This is a genomic window from Streptomyces sp. NPDC014006 (genome assembly GCF_043088925.1).
GTDB lineage: Bacteria > Actinomycetota > Actinomycetes > Streptomycetales > Streptomycetaceae > Streptomyces.
The window spans coordinates 111,052-131,993 of sequence record NZ_JBICAJ010000013.1 but is presented as its reverse complement, the minus strand read 5'-3'; the positions used below and the strand labels follow the sequence as shown (position 1 = coordinate 131,993).

The window sequence follows — 20,942 nt, the reverse complement described above, 5'->3', positions numbered from 1 at the left end:
TGAGGTCCGAATCAGGCCTGGAAGGCGGCCTCGGCCTCGGAGAAGAACTGCTTCACCGCGTCCGGGACCTTCGTCTTGCCCTGGGCCATGTCACCGCCGATGCGCAGGAAGGCGGCCTCGACGGTGTCGGCTCCCGACGGGTGCGGGGTGATCGTGCCGAGGACGCCCGCCTTGGCGGTGTCCTCCTCGTACTGGGCGATCTCCTTGTTGACCGGGTCGGCCGGCCGGTACGCCTGGTACTGCTCGGTGCCGGCCAGGATGCCGCGGTCGTAGCCCATGATCTTGCCGACCTCGGGGTCGTGGACCATGAAGTCGATGAACTGCGCGACCTCCTTCGGGTGCTTGGTGCGCGCGGAGGCGCTGAGCATCAGGGAGGCCAGGTACTGCCCGGTCTGCTTGCCGTCCGTGGTGGGGATGGGGGCGAGGCCGTACTCGCTGTCACCCTCGGCCGTGTAGCGGACGGTGAAGTTGTCCCAGGTGAATTCCGAGGCGCCGTGACCGGCGGTCACGGAGGACTTGGGCTTGTCCTGCTCGACGATCTTCGGATCGGTGATGATGCCGGCCTTCACCCGGTTGTAGGCGTCCGCCCACCACTCCGTCAGGTCGGCCTGCTCGAAGCCGAGTCCGCCCTTGGTGAAGAAGGCCTTGCCGTGCTGCCGCAGGTAGAGGTCGTACAGGTACATGATGGCGAAGTAGCCGGTGTCGCCGGCCACCTTCGTCTTGTCGTGAATGGTCTTCAGGGCCTTGAAGTACTCGTCCCAGGTCCAGCCCGGCTCCGGCTCCACGCCGGCCTTCCGGAAGAGCTTCTTGTCGATGACCAGCGCCATGGTGTTGGAGCCGACGGGGATGGCGAGCTGCTTACCGTCCACCTCACCAACGGATGTGACGCCGGCTCGGAAGTTACTGAGCCTCAGATTACCTGCGCCGATCTGGGACTTGAGGTCGAGCAGGACTCCGCGCTTGTCGTACTTCCTAAGAAATGCGACGGAGTTCTGGAAAACGTCCGGGGGATTTCCGCCCGCGGCCTGCGTCTGGAACTTCTCCCAGAAAGAGACGTAGTCCTGGAAGTCGGTCTTCACCTTGATCTTCGGGTACTTCTTCTCGAACAGTGCGATCGACTGGTTGATCCTCTTGGCACGCTCGTCGGCACCCCACCAGGAGTAACGGATCGTCACCGTGCCGTCGGCCGCCATGCCGTCGCCCCCACCGCAGCCGGTGGTCGCGGCCAGGCCCAGCGTGGCCATGGAGGCGCCGGCCGCCCTGAGGATCGTGCGCCTGTCAACATTCCCGGTTCCCATGATCGGGCCCTCCCCGCAGCGTGCTCGCCGCCTCGTGAATCGTTTCAAGTAAGCGCTTGCTGGCACAAGGTACGGAGGGGTTGGGAGTGCGTCAATGATTCGCACAGGATTTTCTTGCGGGGCGCGCTGGGGGGTGGTGGCGGGTGGGGATGCGGGGGTGGCGGCGGGCGAGGGACCGCGCAGGTGGGGAGGGGTGGTTCGAGGGGTCGGACGGGGGGTGTGAGGTGGATCGAGGGCCGGGCCGGGATGGAAACCGTTGGGGCGTCGGCGCGGTGCAGACGGGTGCCGGCAGGGCCCTCGTGCGGGGGGCGGCGGCGGCTCTGCGGCAGGCAGCGGCGGCTGGGAATACGGATCGGCGGCAGCCACGCGCGCCGGCCGAGAGTCCGGCTCGGGCCGCGCCCGGCGACAGGCGGATCGACGGAAGGCAGGGCTCGAGTCGTCCGACCGCGTGACGGAACGGCCGACGTCCGGGCGGCAGCCCGCCGGACCAGCCCCCCGGCGCCGAGGACGCCCACCCGTCACACAGCCGCGCGCCCGCCGCGCCAGGTCTTCGCCGCCGCGCCCCGACGGACGGCGACCGACCTCTCACGTGCAGAAGCGACGCGGGGGGTCCCGCGCCGCACAGAACCGCACCGACAGCGCCGGTCCGCCGACCGAGGACCGACGCCGCCATGCCCCGCCGACCGCCTCCGACGCCCCGCCGCCAGACCAGCCGACCGGCCGCCACGCCACGCCGACCGCCCCCGACGCCCCACTGGAGGCCCACCAGGTGCGGCACGGGGGCCCTGCCTCCCCCCACAGAGGCAGGCGCGCCAGCGCCGTTCCGCGCGCCCACGACGCCTCCGAGCCGCCTGCGGCCTGCCGCCGGGGCTACGGCATCGGCCCCGCCCCCCGAAGGCGCCGGCGCCGTGCACAGTCCACGCTTCCCCGCGCGGACGCGATACCTCACCGGCCGTAGGCGACCACGCACCATCGGGATGGTTCCGCGCATCAAATGACACCGGCCCGCCTGCGTTGTCGCAGGCGGGCCGGTGTTCCGGGTGGGCGATACTGGGTTCGAACCAGTGACCTCTTCGGTGTGAACGAAGCGCTCTCCCACTGAGCTAATCGCCCGGGCGCAGGAAGAACATTACCCCATGTCAGGGGGTGCCTGTGACCACCTGGGACCCGGCCGGGCCGCGCCCCGCGCCGCCCGCGCCCCGGTTGCCTGTCACTGATCCTTGATCTTCCACGGCATCACGAAACCGAACTTCCACACGTAGAAGCCGACCAGCGCCGCCACGATGACCAGGCCGATACTGGTGAGGATGATGTTGCGCCGCCGCACCTTGGGGTCGAGCGCCTTGTGGGCCGCCTCGGTGACCTTCCGTTTCGTCCAGCGGAGCACCAGCTGTGCCCAGACGAACTCCGTCGCCCAGATCGCCATGCCGCCGAAGATCACGACCCACCCCGGCCCGGGCAGCGGCAGCATGACGATTCCGGCCGCCACGACCGCGAGGCCGATCACGAAGACGCCCACCTGCCAGCTCAGGTGGAGCATCCGGCGGGACTTGATGAATTCCGGCGCCCGGGAACCGAGACCCCGCTCGCCCTCGTTCGTCTGCGCCTCCTCCGGCTTCTCGCCGTCCGCCGACACGACAACCTCGCCAGAACCGTCACTCCCCGTATTCATACGGAGAAACTTTACCCGAGGGAAACCAGTCACCGGAATGGACGTAGTTCGCGAAGATCTCTCGGCCGGAAGAGTTACGTAAAGACACGCAAAACCCTCAGAGGGGTTTACAACGGCACCGTAGGTGGCATGTCGATTTCGCCGACGTGCGAATCCCCGAGCGCACACTGAGCGAAAGGCCCTGGCGCTTATGAACACCACGGTCAGCTGCGAGCTGCACCTGCGCCTCGTTGTGTCGAGCGAGTCCTCCCTGCCTGTCCCCGCAGGCCTGCGGTACGACACGGCCGACCCCTACGCCGTGCACGCCACTTTCCACACCGGAGCCGAGGAGACCGTCGAGTGGGTGTTCGCCCGCGACCTCCTCGCCGAGGGGCTTCACCGACCCACCGGCACCGGCGACGTCCGTGTCTGGCCGTCGCGCAGTCACGGTCAGGGCGTCGTCTGCATCGCCCTGAGCTCGCCGGAGGGCGAAGCCCTGCTCGAGGCCCCTGCGCGGGCCCTGGAGTCGTTTCTGAAGCGGACGGACGCCGCCGTGCCTCCCGGCACGGAGCACCGGCACTTCGATCTCGACAAAGAGCTCTCCCACATCCTGGCGGAGAGCTAGGCCGCGGCCCTCACCAAGCCGCCCGGCGCCGTCCACTCGGGGAGACGGCTCGGGCCAGGACAACCGCATAGGGCATGCGCCGACGTCGTCTGAGCAGTTCGCTGCCGGACGACGTCGGCGTGCGCGCGTCCGGGGCATAGGGGTCCCACCCGCTCGGCCGCGCTCGCCACGCCACTTCCCTCACTCTTCGCGTTCGCCCGGGAACCCTCGCGCACCTCGTCGCCGTTCTCCCGGCATACGCGGGCCGGAGCACACGGGTGCGCAGTCGACGGGAGCCATTACGATCGGCCACCATCGGCGGGCGCCCGCCCGACCCCCAGGCCAGGGAGCGAAACGTGCTGATCACCCATGACACCCGGTGCGCCCTCGACGCCGTGGTGGATCTGGTGAACACCGCACCGGAGGACGATGCGACGCCGGACGGGCTCCCGGATGTCGCCGCACTCGCGGAGTTCGTGCAAAACCACCAGATCAGCGATGTGGGGGTGCTGTCGGAGTTCGATCTCTCGGCCGTGCGCAAGATCCGCGGACGGTTCGCCGGCATCTTCGCCGCGCCGGACGCTCGCAGCGCTGCCGTCCTGATCAACGATCTGGTGGCCGCGGCCGGGACCACCCCGCGTCTGACGGACCACGACGGCTACGACTGGCATGTGCACTACTTCGCCCCCGGTGCGTCGGTCGCCGACCACCTGGCGGCCGACTGCGGGATGGCGCTGGCGTTCTTCGTGGTGGCCGGGGAGCAGGAGCGGCTCCGGCGCTGCGAGGCACCGGACTGCCGGCGCGCCTTCGTCGACCTGTCCCGCAACCGCTCGCGCCGGTACTGCGACAGCCGCACCTGCGGCAACCGTCTGCACGTGGCCGCCTACCGGGCGCGACGCAAGGAAGCGGCGGGCTGACCCGGGCGAGGTCGCGAGGCCCGGCGGGTGACGCCGGGCTCCACGGGTACGGCTCACAGCAACAGCAGATCGTGCAACGAAGCCATGAGCAGCAGACACCCGATCACCGCAAGGAAGATCATCAGCGGTGGCTGGGAAAGGGCGAAGAGGCAGCCGCGCGGCTCTTCCTGCGGCGGCGCGGCCTCGCTCTGTGTCGTGTCCAGCTGCGTCGTGTCCAGCATCTCGCGGTGATGATGGCGCAGCCGGGCCCCCCTCGGCGATCAACACGACCTAATGTCCAGGAGTCGCTGGAATCCGTGATGACCTGCGCGAACCGTGATCATTGAGTGATCACTTCGGGCCGTGCGCGGACCCAGTGTGTCGTTTCGGTCCGCCGGCGTCCGTCAGATGCCGTGCTTCTTGAGGATGGCCTCGATGTCGGAGAAGTCGTCGGACGCGTTCGCCTTGGGTGCGGTCGCGGGCCGGGTCGCCGGCCGGGTGCCGGGGCCGAGGGACGCGGCGGAGGCGGTCGGGGCGACCGCGTCCGGCTGTGCGGCGCGGGCGGCCTTGCGCTCGGCGCGGGTGCCGCCGCGGCGGCGTTCGACCGCGCGGGTCGCCATGAAGAGGCCCCAGGCACCGACGAGTACGACGACACCGGCCCAGGCCGTGGGGCTGAAGGCGGTGTGGGCTGCCCACTCGACGACCCCGGTCATGACCAGGCCCAGCGGCACCAGGGCGTACGCCGCGATGCGGGCAGCGGCGAGGAAGCGCTTGCGGTAGGCGGTGACCACCGCGATGCCCAGGCCGGCCACGGCGACGGCTGAGCAGACGGTCTCGGCAATCATCCGGTCCTCCAGCGGGCTCGTTCGGTGCAGACGGCCGGTCGGTCGGTTCGTCCCTTCCATCCTGCACCGCCCGATCCCCCTCGGGCCATGCCTGAGGCCGCACATCAGGGAGATGTCGGGGTCGCCTCCTCCCGGGTGTCAGGGTCCTCTCCACCCCGGGGAGCAGATTCCCCTCCTCCCCGGGTTCCGCGCGGCATGGCCTCCGGCTGCGCTCTCAGGGCCGTACGCGGGCGGCCTGCCCGGTCCGGATTGGGGTGTCGCGGGCCGGGCTGGAAGACTGGGCGCATGAGCGAGTCCTCCCCCGCGGCCACCCCTCCCGCGTCCCCCGCCACCCCTGTCGTGCTCGACGTGTGGTGCGAGTTGCAGTGTCCCGACTGCCGCACCGCCCTCGACGACGTGCGCGCCCTGCGTGCCCGCTACGGCGAGCGGCTGGAGCTGCGGCTGCGGCACTTCCCGCTGGAGAAGCACCAGCACTCCTTCGCCGCGGCGCAGGCCGCGGAGGAGGCCGCGGTGCAGGGGCAGGGGTGGCCGTACGTGGAGGCCGTGCTCGGCCGGGTCGAGGAGCTGGACCGCAAGGGGGAGCCGTTCCTCGTCGAGGTGGCCGGCGAACTCGGCCTGGACGCCGAGGAGTTCGACACCGCGCTGATCGACGGCCGGCACATCCTGATCGTGGACGCCGACCAGGCCGAGGGCAAGGCGATCGGCGTGACGGGCACCCCCACGTACGTCATCGGCGGCGAGCGTCTCGACGGCGGCAAGAGCCAGGAGGGCCTGCGCGAGCGCGTGCAGGAGATCGCCGACCGCCTGCTGGCGTCGGGCCAGGAGAGCTGACGGCCCCGGCCCCTCCTCCGCCAGCGCGGACGACTCCGGCACCTGCTCTTCGGTACGGCCTCTTCGTACAGCTAGACCAGCTGTTTGTAGAGGGAGTACAGCGTCGTTTCGTAGCCGAGTGACTCATAGAGCCGCTCGGCCGGCGTGTTGCCCGCGAAGACGTTGAGGCCGATCCTGCGCTCCCCCGCCGTGACGGCCTGGGCCTCCGCCAGGAGCATGAGGGAGCGTCCGTGGCCGCGGCCGCGGTGGGCGGCGTCGGCCTCGACGTCGAAGACGAAGGCGCCGTCCTCGCGCAGCGCCAGCCACAGCGTGCCGACCGGTGTCCCCTCGTGTTCGAGGACGCTTATGAGCGTGCCGGGCGTGGCGCGGCCCTCGGGCAGCAGGGTGGCGTGGTCCCGCTCCGACTTGGCCCGCGCCTCGGCCTCGGGCACCCCGCGCTGGATCCAGCTGCGGGCGTAGTCCTCCTTGCCCTTGGCCAGCCAGGGGCCGAACTCCTCGTCCGTCATCGGCCGCCCGGTGCTGCCCTGGGGCAGCCGCGGCGGGGTGCCGTCGAGCGGCTTGGCCATGTTCCGGCTGCGCACCACGTATCCGAGCGCCGTGGCGAGGCGGAGCGCGGCGCCGGCGTCGGCCGGGACGCTCGCCTCGATCCGCCGGCAGCCCCAGCCGCGTACGACTTCCTCGGCGGCCAGCGCGGCCACCGTGGCCCGGCCGCGCCCGCGGTCGGGTTCCTCGATGCGCAGGTCGAGGACCTGGGCGACGGCGTCGCCGAAGACGGGGTGGGTGCGGAGGTGGAGCGCGCCGACGGGGCGGCCGTTCACGCACACCTGGAAGCGGCGCGAACGGGTCCCGTCGGCGTTTCGCTGGAGCGGCTCGGTCGGCCGCAGGGTGGTGGTCATCACGGGTGTTCTACCCGCCGTACGGCCCCACGTCAGCCGAATATCGCGGGGTTACGGGTCGAGGTCGTCCCCGGCGCGTTCCTGGAAGATCCGCATGGCCTTGGCGGTCACCGGGCCGGGGGCGCCGGGCAGTTCGCGGCCGTCGATCCGGTGCACGGCCTGTACGTCGCGCAGCGTGGAGGTCAGGAAGACCTCTTCGGCGCGCTGGAGCACGTCGAGCGGCAGGTCGGTCTCCTTGGCGCCGGTCCACTCGACCACCAGCTGCCGGGTGATGCCGGCGAGGCAGCCGGAGGCGACCGGCGGGGTGTGGATCTCGCCGTCGAGCACGACGAAGACGTTCGAACCGGTGCCTTCGCACAGCTGCCCGACGGTGTTGGCGAACAGCGCCTCCGAAGCGCCCTCTTCATGGGCGCGGGCGAGGGCGACGACGTTCTCGGCGTAGGAGGTCGTCTTCAGTCCGGTGAGGGCGCCGCGCTCGTTGCGGGTCCAGGGGACGGTGACGACGGCCGTGATGTCCGGGCGGCGGGTGGTCTCGCCCAGGGCGACGACCAGGGTGGGGCCGTGCTCGCCGCGGTCGGAGCCGAGGGGGCCGTGGCCTCCGGTGTAGGTGATGCGCAGCCGGCCGAGAGGCATCGGGTTGGCCGCGAGGACGGCCGTGCAGGCGCGGCGGACCTCGTCGTGGTCGGGGTCGGGCAGCCCGAGGCCGCGCGCGGAGCGGGTCAGCCGGTCGAGATGGCGGGTCAGGGCGAACGGCGTGCCGTCCACCGCCTTCACCGTCTCGAAGATGCCGTCGCCCACGGTCAGCCCGTGGTCGAAGACGGAGACGCGGGCGGACTCGACGTCCTGCAGCGCGCCGTCCAGCCAGATCTTCACTGGTCGCTACCTCGCAACTTCGGGCCGGGGACCTGACTGCGGCCGGCGGTCCGGGGGGCGTCCCCCGGATCGGCACAGCACGTCGCCGGTCCCTCCTCACTCACCTCGTACGTCCCCGACGCTACCGCGAGCAGCCGGGACGCCTTCAGCTCGGTCTCCCGCCACTCCCCCTCGGGGTCGGATCCCCAGGTGATCCCGGCGCCGGTGCCGAAGCGCAGCGCGCCCTCGCCACGGTCGATCCAGAAGGTGCGGATGCCGACGGCCAGCTCACCGACGCCCCGGTCGGCGTCGACCCAGCCGATGCCGCCGCAGTACGGGCCGCGGGGTGCCGTCTCCAGCTCCTCGATGATCCGCAGGGCGCTGGACTTGGGGGCGCCGGTGACGGAGCCGGGAGGGAAGGCGGCGGCGAGCAGCTCGGGCCAGCCGGTCCCCTCGCGCAGTTCGCCGCGCACGGTGGAGACCAGGTGGACGAGGCCCGGGTGCTTCTCGACGACGCACAGGTCGGGGACGGTGACGCTGCCGGTGGCGCACACGCGCCCGATGTCGTTGCGGACCAGGTCCACGATCATCACGTTCTCGGCGTAGTCCTTCGCGAGCAGGTCCGCCTCGGTCCGCCCGGTGCCCTTGATCGGCCCGGACTCGACGACGCTCCCGTCGCGGCGCAGGAACAGCTCCGGCGAGGCGGTGGCGATCTCCACGCCGTGCGCGGGCAGCCGAATCGTTCCTGCGTACGGCGCCGGGTTGCCCCGGGCCAGCAGGGCCGTGAGGGCGTCGACGTCGGCGTCCGGCGATACCGGCGCGGACAGGACGCGGCAGAGGTTGGCCTGGTAGACCTCACCGGCCGCGATGTACTCGCGGATCCGCCGCACGCCCGCGGTGTACGCGCCGCGGTCCAGGGACGACGTCCAGTCGCCGGTCGCGGGACCGTGCCAGGCGCCGGACACGGGCGCGGGCACCGGCTCCTGACGGACGTCCGAGAAACGGGCGCAGGTCAGCCGGCCCTCGAAGTCGGCGGCGACCGCCCAGAAGCCGGAGGAGTCCAGGGCCGCGGGGTCGTCGGTGACGTCGGTCAGGCCGGTGGCGAGGCGCTCGCCGAACCGGGCGAGCGGGGGCAGTTCGAGCACGCTGTCGAGTCTATGGCGGGTGTCCGTCGGGGTGGCCCGGGCGCGTCCGGGCGGTGCCCCCGGCTGGGGTGCGAGCGGCCCTGACCAGGTCGTCGCGGGCACGCACCGCAGCACGCTGCGCAAACGCGTTTTTGTACTGGCCGAGGAATCCGCTAGAGTTCAACACGTCGCCGGGCCGCGGAAGCGGACCGAAACGACAGGCGGACGTAGCTCAGTTGGTAGAGCGCAACCTTGCCAAGGTTGAGGTCGCGAGTTCGAGCCTCGTCGTCCGCTCGAAAGAAGTAAGGGATCTTCCCGGATCCCCTACACTCCTGGTGGAGTGGCCGAGAGGCGAGGCAACGGCCTGCAAAGCCGTCTACACGGGTTCAAATCCCGTCTCCACCTCCAAGGACGATTAGCTCAGCGGGAGAGCGCTTCCCTGACACGGAAGAGGTCACTGGTTCAATCCCAGTATCGTCCACTGGATCTCCCAGGAGATCCGAGGATCTTCTCGAAGATCCGCATCCCCGCGCGATTAGCTCAGCGGGAGAGCGCTTCCCTGACACGGAAGAGGTCACTGGTTCAATCCCAGTATCGCGCACTGTCGGTGACCCGGTGGTCACTGATCCCGGACGATTAGCTCAGCGGGAGAGCGCTTCCCTGACACGGAAGAGGTCACTGGTTCAATCCCAGTATCGTCCACACACCGAAGCCCCCGGTCCTGCGACCGGGGGCTTCTTCGTGCCCCGCTCTCAGCTGGAGAAGAGCATGTGGCCGAAGCTCTTGTGACGGTGGTGACCGCCGTGGCCGTAGTGACCACCGTGGCCGCCGTGGCCGCCGTGCTGCGGAGCGCCCCAGGCGGGCGCCTGCGGGGCCGGGTAGGACTGCGGGGCGGGCGGGGGCGGGGCGGGCTGGGACCACTGCGACTCCAGGCGGGTCAGCGCCTCCAGCTCGCCGTAGTCGAGGAAGATCCCCCGGCAACCGCTGCACTGCTCGATCTGCACGCCGTTGCGGTTGTAGGTGTGCATGGGCGCATGACACTTGGGACACTGCATGGTCGGCTCCAACTCCTCGCCGTTCGGTCCTGCTTCGCGTATCGCCAGGACAGACTCCGTCCGGCCGCGGTCGGTTGCACCCTACGGTGTGACCTGCGCCGCCGTCTGCGCCGGGGCGCCGACCATCCGCGCGCAGGCGTCCACGACGGCCTGCTCCACCTCGTCCAGCGGGCGGCCGGCCGCATGGGCCTTGACGAGCGCGCGGGCGGCGGTCTGCACGGTCAGGGCGCGCGCCGGGACGTCCAGGGCCGGCCAGGGATCGCCGGTCGCGGGGACCGCGGGGCCGCCGGCGGCGCGGTAGGCGTCCAGGAAGCGGGAGAACTCCTCCGGCGGCAGCAGCCCGCAGGCGTACCAGGCGGCCGGACGGGCCAGATCCCAGGCCGGTACGCCGACGCCGAGATCGTCGACGTCGATGAGCCGCCAGGCACCGGCCGCGGCGGAGTGCCGGACGAGCTGGCCGAGGTGCAGGTCGCCGTGGCAGAGAGCGAAGGGGCCGGGCATGGGCGCCTCGGCGCGGGCCCAGTCGGGCAGGGCGGCCCAGGCGCGCAGGACGGGCATCGCCGAGGTGAGGGGGGCGGGGATGCGTGCGGTGCCCTCAGCGGGCGGGGTGGGAGTGACGTCGAGGGCGGCACGCAGGCGGGAGACCGCGTCCGCCGCCTTGGCCGGGCCGCGCATGTCGGGCAGGTCCGGCGGGGCGGGGGTGCGATGCAGGTGGGCGAGGAGGGTGGCGGCTGCCTCCCACGGGGCGGCGTCCGGGTCGTCGGGGTCCACGGGGGCGCCGTACGGCCAGAAGGTCACCAGGCGCCCGTGCAGGGTGAGCGGGCTCCCGGTCAGCGGAGGCAGGAGGACGTCGGGCAGCCGGGCGACGATGGCGAGGCGGGCGGCCAGAGCGGCGGGATCGGTGTGCGGGGCGTGCGCCTTGGCGACCGTGCCGGCGTGGCGGACGACGGTGGCGTCGGGGCGGTCGGCCAGCGTGGTCGCTGCGCAGGCGGAGCAGGGGGTGTCGGCGGGGTGGGCCCTTTGTCTGACCTTGCGGGTGAGGTCGGCGAGGAGGGCATGGGGCATGGGCTGAGGGTACGGCTATGAGCTCGGCGCGTTGTGAGGGGGCGTTTGGTCGGCGTCGGCCGAGGGTGGGGTGCGCAACCCGGCGCCGCAGGGTGCCGCCGGCTTCCGCCGGGCGGGGGTGGGGTGCGCAACCCGGCGCCGCAGGGTGCCGCCGGCTTCCGCCGGGCGGGGGTGGGGTGCGCAACCCGGCGCCGCAGGGTGCCGTCCGCGCCCACCCGTGCCGCCCTGCGCCACGACTGCCCTCGGCTTGCGAAGCGGGCTGAGCCGCACGCGAGATGACGGACCGGTCGAGCACAGCGCCGCACGCGGGATGACGGACCGCCCGGCACCGCGCCGCACGCCGCATGAAGGACCGCCCGGCACCGCGCTGCACGCCGCATGACGGACCAGCCGGGCACCGCTCAGTTCGCGGGAGGGGGGAGCTGTGTGTCGCGGCCGTTCGCCGCGTGTGGCCTTCGCGTGGGTGCGTAACGGGCCGTAGGGATCGGCTCGCCGGCCGCGGGACCGGGGGGGGCCGGAGGGGTAAGGGTGGTCGGGGGAATGGCAATGCCGGCGCAGCTCCCCAGCTGCGCCGGCATTTTTTGCCGTCCGCCGCACCCCCGTCCCCACGGGGTTTCATGGATGGATGTCCCCGCCCGGACCGCTCTTCCGGGCCTGGGGTCGCCGCTCAGCGCCCCAGCATCACACCCACGGACGACGCCTGTGTGGCCACTGTCTCCCAGCCGTCGAAGACGAGCAGGAGCAGGGCCGCCAGGGGAAGGGCCATCAACGTCGCCACCAGGGGGTGGCGACGGCCCGTGCGGCGGGGGCGCGTGAGGCGTCCCTGCGTGCGGAGCAGTGTCCGCGGTGCCGTGTGGGCCATGGTCCCTCTCCCGACCGTGTCAGTCGTCCTTGGCAGCGGCGAGTGTCGTGACCTCGGGGGACGAGTGCTGCCACCCGCCGCTTGACCTCAAATCTAGGCGGGCGGCGGACCGGGCACGTCATGCCTTCGTATCGATTGGCGGGCCTCCCCGAGGATGAGCCACCACCTGGGACGTACTCCCCTGGGTGGAGACGCGGACCCAGGACTCGGGGTCTTCCCGGAGGGGGCGTCCACTCCGGACCGGTTTGCCCCGTCCGTTCAGCCCCGCACCGGGAGCCCGGCCGGGTGACTTCGATCACTTCGCCCGGTCTGCGGCATACCGCCGTCGTCGCCCGGTGGCCCGCCCCGCCCGTCCGCGTCCCGCGCTGGCGCAAGGTGTCCCCCGCTGCGGGGTCCGACCCCGGGCGGTCGTGTACCTCAAGATCAACAGGCTTGGCGGGGTGGGAGGTTGGGGACCGCGGTGGTTCGGAAGCAGGTCGTCCGTACTGCTTCTGACCCGTCCTCAAGTGCCGTGCAGGCAAACGGCAACGCATCGGCACGAGAGGGCGCGGCCTCTGCGCGCAACCGGCCGCGGAAACGTAAGCTGTGCCACGTCACACGGACCGGGCAGCGGGGATGAACATGGCGATGATGCGCCTGAGGCGCGAGGACCCGCGCGTCGTCGGCTCGTTCAGGCTTCACCGACGGCTCGGCGCGGGCGGGATGGGCGTGGTCTACCTGGGCTCCGACAAGAAGGGGCAGCGGGTCGCGCTGAAGGTGATCCGCCCCGATCTTGCGGAGGACCAGGAGTTCCGTTCGCGGTTCGCGCGGGAGGTCTCGGCTGCGCGGCGCATCCGCGGCGGGTGTACGGCCCGGCTGGTCGCCGCCGACCTGGAGGCGGAGCGGCCCTGGTTCGCGACGCAGTACGTACCCGGACCGTCGCTGCACGACAAGGTCGCCGACGAGGGGCCGCTGATCGCGGCCGATGTCGCGGCGGTCGGGGCCGCCCTGTCGGAGGGGCTGGTCGCCGTGCACGAAGCCGGCGTGGTGCACCGGGACCTGAAGCCGTCCAACATCCTGCTCTCCCCCAAGGGCCCGCGGATCATCGACTTCGGCATCGCCTGGGCCACGGGCGCCTCCACGCTGACGCACGTCGGTACGGCCGTCGGCTCGCCCGGCTTCCTGGCGCCGGAGCAGGTGCGCGGCGCGGCCGTCACACCGGCCACGGACGTGTTCTCGCTGGGGGCGACCCTGGCCTACGCGTGCACCGGTGACTCACCGTTCGGGCACGGCAGTTCCGAGGTGATGCTGTACCGGGTGGTGCACGAGGAGCCGCAGCTGCACGGCGTACCGGACGCGCTGGCGCCGTTGGTGCGCACCTGCCTGGCGAAGGATCCCGAGGAGCGGCCCAGCACGCTGGAGCTGTCGCTGCGGCTGAAGGAGATCGCGGCCCGCGAGGCGCAGGGCCTGGCCGACGTGCGCCCGCCCGCGCCCCGCGCCGCCGAGGCCGACCGGCCCACGGGTCGGCTGGCCGACACGCTGTACCCGGACCACACCCAGCGGCGGCCGCAGGGCCCCTCGAGCAACCCGGGGACTCCGCTGCCGCGCGGGAACGCGGGGTCACGGGCCGACGCGGCCCGGAGCGGGACGCCCTCACGCGGCGACAGTCCCTCCCGGGGCGGGAGCGCGGCCGCGCGCGGCGGGGGCCCTGCGTCGCGGAGCGGTTCCGGGTCCCGGTCCGCCGGCCGGCCGACACCGGCCTCGCGCGGCGGCCGGCGGCCGGGCAGCGGCAGCCGGCCCGCGCAGCGCGGCGGCTCCGGACGGCCGGCACCACGCACCACGGGGACGCGGCTGCGTCCGGCCAACCCCCGGCTGCTGCGCCAGCGGCTGACCGTGTTCGTGGTGGTGACGCTGCTGGTGGCCCTCGGTATCGCCCTGGTCCAGGGCTGCGAGGGCCCGGACCGGGGGCTCGGGGACAACAGCGGCGTACGGCACACGCAGGAGAGCGCGCGGCCCGGCTTCACGTCCCTGCCCGAGGACGGGCTGATGTCGCAGCGGTACGAGTCGACCCTGCGGCAGGACTGAGAGACCACCCTGCCTCACAGGCAGGAGGCGCGCTCTCAGAGCTGCGGGCGGCCCGTCGCGACCGCGTAGAAGGCGACCGCGGCCGCCGCGCCCACGTTGAGGGAGTCCACGCCGTGGGACATCGGGATGCGGACCCACTCGTCGGCGGCGGCCAGGGCCTGCCGGGACAGGCCGTCGCCCTCCGCGCCGAGCATGAGCGCGACCCGTTCCATGGTGTGCGGGGCGCACTCGTCGAGGGTCCTGGCCTTCTCGTCGGGGGTGAGGGCGAGCAGCGTGAAGCCGGCCTCACGGACCGCGTCGAGCCCCTTGGGCCAGGTCTCCAGCCGGGCGTACGGCACGGAGAAGACCGCGCCCATCGACACCTTCACGCTGCGCCGGTAAAGGGGGTCGGCGCAGTCCGGGGACAGCAGCACCGCGTCCATCCCGAGGGCGGCGGCCGAGCGGAAGATCGCGCCGATGTTGGTGTGGTCGTTGACGGACTCCATGACCGCGACGCGGCGGGCGCCCGCCAGCAGCGCGCCCGCCGTCGGCAAGGGCTTGCGCTGCATGGAGGCGAGGGCGCCGCGGTGGACGTGGTAGCCGGTGACCCGTTCGGCGAGCTTCGGGTCGATCGTGTAGACGGGGGCCGTCGACTCCTCGATGACGTCGCCCATCGTGTCGATCCACTTGGCCGACAGCAGCATCGAGCGCATCGCGTAACCGGCTTCCCCGGCCCGCCGGATGACCTTCTCGCCCTCGGCGATGAACAGGCCCTCGGCCGGCTCGCGCCTGCGGCGCAGCTCGACGTCGGTCAGTCCGGTGTAGTCGGTGAGGCGAGGGTCGTCGGGGTCGTCGATGGTGATGAGTTCGGCCACGGGGTGATACTGCCTTGTCGTGCGGGCTTGTCGGGCGGGCTGTCGCGCGTACGGGGACGACGGTGCGGGTGAGGCGTGCGGCGGCCGGAGTTACGGCGTAGGGCCGACCTTCACGACCTCGCCGATGACGATGACCGCCGGGGGCTTCACATCCGCGGTGCGGACGGTCTCGGCGACCGTCGCGAGGGTGGCGTCGACGCGGCGCTGCGCGGCCGTGGTGCCCTCCTGGACGAGGGCGACGGGGGTGTCCGGGGACTTGCCGTGCGCCACCAGCGTCTCGGCGATCTTGCCGATCTTGTCGACGCCCATGAGGATCACGAGCGTGCCGGTCAGCTTGGCCAGCGACGGCCAGTCGACCAGGGAACGCTCGTCGTCGGGGGCTACATGGCCGCTGACGACGGTGAACTCGTGGGCGACCCCGCGGTGGGTGACCGGGATGCCCGCCGCGCCCGGAACGGAGATCGAGCTGGAGATGCCGGGCACGACCGTGCAGGGGATGCCCGCCTCGGCGAGCGCCTGGAGTTCCTCCATGCCCCGGCCGAAGACGTACGGGTCGCCGCCCTTGAGCCGGACCACCGACTTGCCCTGCTTGGCGTGCTCGATGAGCGCGTTGTTGATGGCCTCCTGGGCCATGAAACGGCCGTAGGGGATCTTCGCCGCGTCGATCACCTCGACGTGCGGCGGGAGTTCGGCGAGCAGGTCGCGCGGGCCGAGCCGGTCGGCGATGACGACGTCGGCCTCGGCCAGCAGACGGCGGCCGCGCACGGTGATCAGGTCCGGGTCACCGGGGCCGCCGCCGACCAGGGCGACACCGGGGGCACGGGTGCGGTGGTGGGGGGCGACCAGGGTGCCGTCGCGCAGGCCCTCGACGACCGCGTCCCGGATGGCGGCGGTGTGGCGCGGGTCGCGGCCGCGGGCGTCGGTGGTGAGTACGGCGACGGTGACGCCCTCGCTGTGGCCGGTGGCCGGGGTCCAGGCGGTCGCCGCGTCAGCGTCGTCGGAGCGCACGCACCACACACGGTGCCGCTCGGCCTCGGTGGAGGCCGCGGTGTTCGCGTCGGCGTCACTGGTGGCGATCAGGGCGTACCAGGCGTCGGCGAGGTCGCCGTCCCGGTAGGGGCGCCGGTGCCAGGTGATCTCGCCGGCGTCGGCCATGGCCTCGACCGACGGGGTCGCCTCGGGCGACACGAGGTGGATGTCCGCGCCGGCCGCGATCAGGGCGGGCAGGCGGCGCTGGGCGACCTGGCCACCGCCGAGGACGACCACGCGACGGCCGGTGAGGCGGAGTCCTACGGGGTAGGCGGGGTGTTCGGCCATGAGGGACGGCTCCTCGTGCAGCGGTGCGGTGGGGCGCGCTGCGGCTCCGGAGCGGCCCTGACGTGCGGATTTTAGGCGGTGGGCGGGGCGGACCGCACGGGTGGTCCGGCAGGTGAACGCCGGACCACCCGTCAGTGGGTCGCCTACTTCTCGGTGACGCCGGCCGAGTCGAACGTCGCCACCTCGTGCATCGCCCGGGCCGTGGACTGCACCAGCGGCAGGGCGAGCAGCGCGCCGGTGCCCTCACCGAGGCGCAGGTCGAGGTCGACCAGGGGGCGCAGGCCGAGCCTGTTGAGCGCGGCGACATGGCCGGGTTCGGCGCTGCGGTGACCGGCGATGCAGGCGGCGAGCACCTCGGGCGCGATGGCCCGGGCGACGAGGGCCGCGGCGCCCGCGCTGACACCGTCCAGGATCACCGGTGTACGCAGGGAGGCACCGCCGAGCAGCAGGCCGACCATGGCCGCGTGCTCGAAGCCGCCGATCGCCGCGAGCACGCCGATCGGGTCGGCCGGATCCGGCTGGTGCACTTCCAGGGCGCGGCGGACCACCTCGGTCTTGCGGGCCAGCGTCTCGTCGTTGATGCCGGTGCCGCGGCCGGTGACCTCGGCCGGGTCGGCGCCGGTGTAGACGGAGATCAGCGCGGCGGACGCGGTGGTGTTCGCGATGCCCATCTCGCCGGTGAGCAGCGCCTTGTTGCCGGCCGCCACCAGGTCGCGGGCGGTCTCGATGCCGACCTCGATGGCCTTCTTGGCCTCTTCACGGGTCATCGCGGGGCCGGTGGTCATGTCGGAGGTGCCGCCGCGGATCTTGCGGGGCAGCAGGCCGGGCGTGGCGGGCAGGTCGGCCGCGACACCGACGTCCACCACACAGACCTCGGCGCCGACCTGGTTCGCGAAGGCATTGCAGACCGCTCCGCCGCCCAGGAAGTTGGCCACCATCTGGGCGGTGACCTCCTGCGGCCAGGGGGTGACCCCCTGGGCGTGCACGCCGTGGTCGCCCGCGAAGATCGCGACGGCGGCGGGCTCCGGGATCGGCGGCGGGCACTGCCGGGACAGGCCGGACAACTGAGCGGAGATGATCTCCAGCATGCCGAGCGCACCGGCCGGCTTGGTCATCCGCTTCTGCCGCTCCCAGGCCTCGCCGAGCGCCTTGGCGTCCAGCGGGCGGATCTGCGCGACCGTCTCGGCGAGCAGGTCGTGCGGCTCCTCGCCGGGCAGCGCGCGGCGGCCGTACGTCTCCTCGTGCACCACCCAGGACAGCGGGCGGCGCTTGGACCAGCCGGCCTGCATCAGCTCGGGCTCGTCCGGGAACTCGTCGACGTACCCGACGCACAGGTAGGCGATGACCTCCAGGTGCTCGGGCAGGCCGAGCGCGCGGACCATCTCCCGCTCGTCGAAGAAGCTGACCCAGCCGACACCGAGGCCCTCCGCGCGGGCGGCGAGCCACAGGTTCTCCACGGCGAGCGCGGCGGAGTACGGCGCCATCTGCGGCTGGGTGTGGCGGCCGAGGGTGTGGCGGCCGCCGCGCGTCGGGTCGGCGGTGACGACGATGTTCACCGGGGTGTCGAGGATCGCCTCGATCTTCAGTTCCTTGAACTGCTTCGCCCGGCCCTTCGGCAGCGACTTGGCGTACGCCTCGCGCTGCCGCATCGCCAGCTCGTGCATCGCGCGGCGGGTGTCCGCGGAGCGGATGACGACGAAGTCCCACGGCTGGGAGTGGCCGACCGACGGCGCGTGGTGGGCCGCCTCCAGGACGCGCAGCAGCACCTCGTGCGGGATGGGGTCGCTGCGGAAGCCGTTGCGGATGTCGCGGCGCTCGCGCATCACCTTCAGCACGGCTTCGCGCTCGGCCTCGTCGTAGCCGGGTGCGGCCGGACCGGTGGACTTTGGTGCCTCTGCCACGGCGGCCTTGCTCTCTTCTTCCCGGTCGTCCCGGGCTGCCGGCTGTTCCTGGTCCGCCTGCGGTGCCAGGTCTTCCTGGTCCGCGGCCCTCGTCTGCAGATCGTCCGCGTGCTGTACGACGCCGGCGTCGGCCTCGGCCTCGCGGGGGGCCGGGACCGGGGCGGCCGGGTGCGCGATGTGTTCCTCCGCGGGCAGGGTGAGGGGGTGCGGCGGGGTCGGGGCGAGGTGCGGAGTGGTCGGCACCTGACCCTCGACCGGCACGAACTGCCCGATCGGCAGCGGAGTGACGGAGCCGGAGGGGGCGGGCTGCATGCCGGAGGGCGCGGGAACCGCTGCGTGGGCGAGCTGCGCGGCCTCCGGGGCAGTGGTCTGCGGAGGCTCGGGGGCGATCGTCTGCGATGCCTCGGGCGCCGCGACGGCCGGCGGCGGTTGCGGGGCGTCCTGCGCCTGCGGCATCTGCGGGCCCTGGACGGGCGGGGCGGCGGGGACCGTGACGGCGGGCGGGGTGTCCGGCAGGGAGGCCGGGGCGGGCGCGGGCTGCGCCGCTTCGTCCGGGGTCGACAGGGGGACCTCCTGGGCTGCGGCGACGGCCACCGGGGGGTGTGCGGCGGCGGACGCGTCCTGCGGGGCGGCGACCTGGGCGGTGCCCTGGTCGGCGGCCGGGGCCTCGATGGGCTGCGGGGACGCGGCGACGCCCGGCTCGGTGGCCGGGGCGGTCGCGTCGACGGGCAGCGGGGCCTCGGCGGGGGTGGGCTCGACGGGCTGGTGCGCAGCCGCGGTGGTGCGCTCCGTGGCCTGGACGGCTTCGGCCGGGATCGGCTCGGCAGCGGCGGGCTCGGCGGGCTGGGGGGCCTGGTCCTCGGAAGCGGCAGGCTCAGGAGCCTGCGGGGCCTCGACAGCGGGTTCGGCTGCCTGCGGTGCCGGCGCTTGCGACGCCTCTGCCTGCGGAGCCGGTGCGGCGGGTGCTTCCTCGGGGGTGGCGGCAGCGGGCGCCTCCGTCTGCGGTGCCGCGGCGACGGGCTGTGCCTCGGCCGGCGCGGTGGCCTCGGGCGCCTGCGCTGCCGGGACCTCGGGCGCCCCGGGCGCCTGCGCTGCGGCGGGGGCCTCGGGCGTCGCGGGCGCGTCCGCCGGGATCGCGTCGGTGTTCTGCGCCTCGGGTGCGCCGGTTGCCTGGGCGGCGTCGGCCACGGACGGCTCGTCGGCCTGCGGTGCCTCCGGGGCAGCCGACTCGGGAGTCTGCGCTTCGGCAGGCAGTGCGGAAGCCTGCGGCGCCTCGGCGGCGGCCAATTCGGGGGCCTGCGCTGCCTCGGCCGGGACGGCGAGCGGCTGGACGGTCTCGGGCTCCACGGGCTCGGCGGGCTCGGCCACCTCGGCAGCGACCGGCTCCGCGGCGGGCGTGTCCTCGGCCGGGAGCGGCTCGGCCGCCGGCGCGGGCTCGACGACCGGAGCGGCGGACTGCGCCGGTTCCACGGCCGGAGCGGACGGGGCGGCATCGGCGGGCTGGTCCTCTGCGGCGACCGGCTCAGGCGTCTGCGCGGCGGCGTCCTCGCCCGGCTGGGCGCCCACGGTCTCCCCCGCCACGGCCGGTTCCGCCGCGGTCGGCTCGTCGGCGGTCGGCTCGGCGGCCGTCGGCTCGTCCGCCGACGGGTTCTGGGCGCCGGGGGCCTCGGCGGCCTCGGGCGCGGACACGGCCGTCTGCTCCGGGGCGTCGGCCGGTGCCTGCGCGCCCGCGGCGGCGGCGTCCACGGCACCGTCGGCAGGCGCCGCCTCGGCACCGGCCTCGGCCGCCGTGTCCTGCACCGGCGTCTCGGCAGTGACGGGCTCGGCAGCCGCCGGCTCCTGCTCCGGCGCCTCCTGCTGCGGCTCTGCGGCGTCCGGCAGTTCGGCCGGCGCAGGCACCTGCGGCGGGACCGGCGTTTCGGTCGGCGCCTGCGCCTCGGCACCGGCGTCGGCTGCCTCGCCCTGCGCCGCCGCCTGCGTCTCCGCCTCCTGGGCCTGCGGCGGCAGCACGTGGCTGCCCGTCGCCGTGACCGCTTCCGTCGCGAGGCGGGCCACGGCGGCCTGGGCCGCGTCCGCCGGGCCGGGCTGCGGGGCCGCCGCAGGAACAACCGTTTCGGCAGGGGTCACCCCGGCGGCCGCCTGGGCCTGCGCCGGCCACGGCGCGGCCTCCGGGGACGCCGGCGCGGCGGCCTGCTGCGGGGCGTCGAGGTACTCGGGGCCGGTCGCCGACGGGGCCGCCTGCCGGACCGGCGCGTCCGCGGGGCCGCGGTCGGCAAGGGAGCGGACCGGGCTGGCGGAGGTGTCCGGGATCGGCGGGCCGAGGTGCAACGGCCGGCGGGGCGTGATCGGCGGGATGGGCCGGGTGGGCGCCGTACGCTGCGGCGCCGGGCCCGGGAGCCGTACCCCGTTCAGATCGACGGAGCCGCTGTCGCGGCCGGACAGCTCGTGCGGGCCCGGTTCGTGCACGGCCTCGACGACCGGCTCGGGCGCGGGCGGCGCCACCTCGTTGCCCCAGGCCCCGTGGGAGCCCGGCAGCAGCAGGTCTTCGTCCTCGGCGGGACTCTCGGAGAGGTAGGCGTACGCACCGGGCGCGGAGACGCCCGGCTGCTCCACCGTGCCTGCGTTCTCCGGCAGCCCCTCGCCCGGGACCTGGCCGGTGTCGGTCATGCGTACCCCTCGCCCATCGGTTAGTGCCTCGACGACCAGTTCACCCGGAACGGCGCACCGACCGCCCCGCAGTGAAGAACGAGCGGGCGTGCCCAGCGGCACGAACGACCGCCCGGAAAAGGCGACAAAGCCATTCAGTGGCATTGTCCCGGCCGTTGCG

Annotated in this window: 17 protein-coding genes and 6 tRNA genes; 9 read left to right on the top strand and 14 right to left on the bottom strand. The window is 73.4% G+C overall.

The features are described from left to right. Positions 1–11: 11 nt before the first annotated feature. The 3 genes from ACF1GV_RS34730 to ACF1GV_RS34720 form a co-directional block, all read right to left on the bottom strand. Entirely contained in the window at positions 12–1,298 is a 1,287-nt protein-coding gene (locus ACF1GV_RS34730) for an ABC transporter substrate-binding protein (RefSeq protein ID WP_391689023.1), read from the bottom strand. A 1,041-nt stretch (positions 1,299–2,339) separates the two neighbouring features. Beyond that, positions 2,340–2,411 (bottom strand) — tRNA-Val (locus tag ACF1GV_RS34725). Between the two features lie 97 nt (positions 2,412–2,508). Further along, on the bottom strand, positions 2,509–2,970 hold the full coding sequence (locus tag ACF1GV_RS34720; protein ID WP_391689020.1) for a TIGR02611 family protein: 462 nt from the start codon (positions 2,968–2,970) through the stop codon (positions 2,509–2,511). A 190-nt stretch (positions 2,971–3,160) separates the two neighbouring features. Here ACF1GV_RS34720 and ACF1GV_RS34715 point away from each other — a divergent pair, with 190 nt between their 5' ends. Both ACF1GV_RS34715 and ACF1GV_RS34710 read left to right on the top strand, forming a co-directional pair. Continuing rightward, positions 3,161–3,574 (top strand): SsgA family sporulation/cell division regulator, encoded by a 414-nt coding sequence (locus tag ACF1GV_RS34715; RefSeq protein ID WP_030011909.1) that lies wholly within the window; start codon positions 3,161–3,163, stop codon positions 3,572–3,574. 335 nt (positions 3,575–3,909) lie between these two features. Further along, entirely contained in the window at positions 3,910–4,470 is a 561-nt protein-coding gene (locus ACF1GV_RS34710) for a CGNR zinc finger domain-containing protein (RefSeq protein ID WP_363264996.1), read from the top strand. A gap of 53 nt (positions 4,471–4,523) precedes the next feature. Here ACF1GV_RS34710 and ACF1GV_RS34705 read toward each other — a convergent pair whose 3' ends face one another. Then, on the bottom strand, positions 4,524–4,691 hold the full coding sequence (locus ACF1GV_RS34705; protein ID WP_361625181.1) for a hypothetical protein: 168 nt from the start codon (positions 4,689–4,691) through the stop codon (positions 4,524–4,526). Between the two features lie 162 nt (positions 4,692–4,853). Further along, positions 4,854–5,294 carry a hypothetical protein gene (locus ACF1GV_RS34700; protein WP_391689015.1) on the bottom strand — a complete coding sequence of 147 codons (441 nt, stop codon included), beginning with the start codon at positions 5,292–5,294 and terminating at the stop codon, positions 4,854–4,856. Between the two features lie 285 nt (positions 5,295–5,579). On the opposite strand from ACF1GV_RS34700, the gene ACF1GV_RS34695 reads away from it, so the two are divergent. Beyond that, on the top strand, positions 5,580–6,125 hold the full coding sequence (locus ACF1GV_RS34695) for a DsbA family protein (protein WP_391689012.1): 546 nt from the start codon (positions 5,580–5,582) through the stop codon (positions 6,123–6,125). A gap of 71 nt (positions 6,126–6,196) precedes the next feature. On the opposite strand, the gene ACF1GV_RS34690 is transcribed toward ACF1GV_RS34695, so the two are convergent. From ACF1GV_RS34690 to ACF1GV_RS34680, 3 genes are read right to left on the bottom strand one after another with little or no spacing between them, the layout of a single operon-like run. Beyond that, a complete protein-coding gene (locus tag ACF1GV_RS34690; RefSeq protein ID WP_391689009.1) occupies positions 6,197–7,021 on the bottom strand; it encodes a GNAT family N-acetyltransferase in 825 nt (274 codons plus the stop codon). Between the two features lie 51 nt (positions 7,022–7,072). After that, complete coding sequence (locus ACF1GV_RS34685) at positions 7,073–7,894, bottom strand: aminotransferase class IV (RefSeq protein WP_391689006.1); 822 nt, start codon at positions 7,892–7,894, stop codon at positions 7,073–7,075. Further along, positions 7,891–9,018 carry a chorismate-binding protein gene (locus ACF1GV_RS34680; protein ID WP_391689004.1) on the bottom strand — a complete coding sequence of 376 codons (1,128 nt, stop codon included), beginning with the start codon at positions 9,016–9,018 and terminating at the stop codon, positions 7,891–7,893. The genes ACF1GV_RS34685 and ACF1GV_RS34680 overlap by 4 nt, the downstream gene beginning before the upstream one ends. Positions 9,019–9,218: 200 nt before the next feature. Here ACF1GV_RS34680 and ACF1GV_RS34675 point away from each other — a divergent pair. From ACF1GV_RS34675 to ACF1GV_RS34655, 5 genes are all read left to right on the top strand, one after another. Beyond that, positions 9,219–9,291, top strand: a tRNA-Gly gene (locus tag ACF1GV_RS34675). Positions 9,292–9,331: 40 nt separating this feature from the next. After that, a tRNA-Cys gene (locus ACF1GV_RS34670) sits at positions 9,332–9,405 on the top strand. Between the two features lies 1 nt (position 9,406). Then, positions 9,407–9,478: transfer RNA gene (locus tag ACF1GV_RS34665), tRNA-Val, on the top strand. 48 nt (positions 9,479–9,526) lie between these two features. Beyond that, positions 9,527–9,598 (top strand) — tRNA-Val (locus ACF1GV_RS34660). A gap of 29 nt (positions 9,599–9,627) precedes the next feature. Continuing rightward, positions 9,628–9,699, top strand: a tRNA-Val gene (locus ACF1GV_RS34655). 50 nt (positions 9,700–9,749) lie between these two features. Here ACF1GV_RS34655 and ACF1GV_RS34650 read toward each other — a convergent pair. The 3 genes from ACF1GV_RS34650 to ACF1GV_RS34640 form a co-directional block, all read right to left on the bottom strand. Then, a complete protein-coding gene (locus tag ACF1GV_RS34650; protein WP_391689001.1) occupies positions 9,750–10,052 on the bottom strand; it encodes a zf-TFIIB domain-containing protein in 303 nt (100 codons plus the stop codon). A gap of 81 nt (positions 10,053–10,133) precedes the next feature. Further along, positions 10,134–11,117: a phosphotransferase family protein gene (locus ACF1GV_RS34645; protein ID WP_391688997.1), complete on the bottom strand. Its 984-nt coding sequence runs from the start codon at positions 11,115–11,117 to the stop codon at positions 10,134–10,136. Positions 11,118–11,784: 667 nt separating this feature from the next. Next, the gene (locus ACF1GV_RS34640; protein ID WP_361625205.1) at positions 11,785–11,979 is read right to left on the bottom strand and encodes a hypothetical protein; all 195 of its coding nucleotides are present in this window, start codon (positions 11,977–11,979) and stop codon (positions 11,785–11,787) included. A 615-nt stretch (positions 11,980–12,594) separates the two neighbouring features. On the opposite strand from ACF1GV_RS34640, the gene ACF1GV_RS34635 reads away from it, so the two are divergent. Continuing rightward, positions 12,595–14,043: a protein kinase gene (locus ACF1GV_RS34635; RefSeq protein ID WP_391689402.1), complete on the top strand. Its 1,449-nt coding sequence runs from the start codon at positions 12,595–12,597 to the stop codon at positions 14,041–14,043. A gap of 35 nt (positions 14,044–14,078) precedes the next feature. Here the strand turns inward: ACF1GV_RS34635 and ACF1GV_RS34630 are convergent, their stop codons facing one another. From ACF1GV_RS34630 to cobT, 3 genes are all read right to left on the bottom strand, one after another. Further along, on the bottom strand, positions 14,079–14,897 hold the full coding sequence (locus ACF1GV_RS34630) for a TrmH family RNA methyltransferase (protein ID WP_391688992.1): 819 nt from the start codon (positions 14,895–14,897) through the stop codon (positions 14,079–14,081). A gap of 90 nt (positions 14,898–14,987) precedes the next feature. Next, positions 14,988–16,214, bottom strand: a complete 1,227-nt coding sequence (gene cobA / locus ACF1GV_RS34625; RefSeq protein WP_391688989.1) for a uroporphyrinogen-III C-methyltransferase — start codon at positions 16,212–16,214, stop codon at positions 14,988–14,990. Positions 16,215–16,357: 143 nt separating this feature from the next. Further along, a complete protein-coding gene (cobT, locus tag ACF1GV_RS34620; RefSeq protein WP_391688986.1) occupies positions 16,358–20,782 on the bottom strand; it encodes a nicotinate-nucleotide--dimethylbenzimidazole phosphoribosyltransferase in 4,425 nt (1,474 codons plus the stop codon). Between the last annotated feature and the right edge of the window lie 160 nt (positions 20,783–20,942).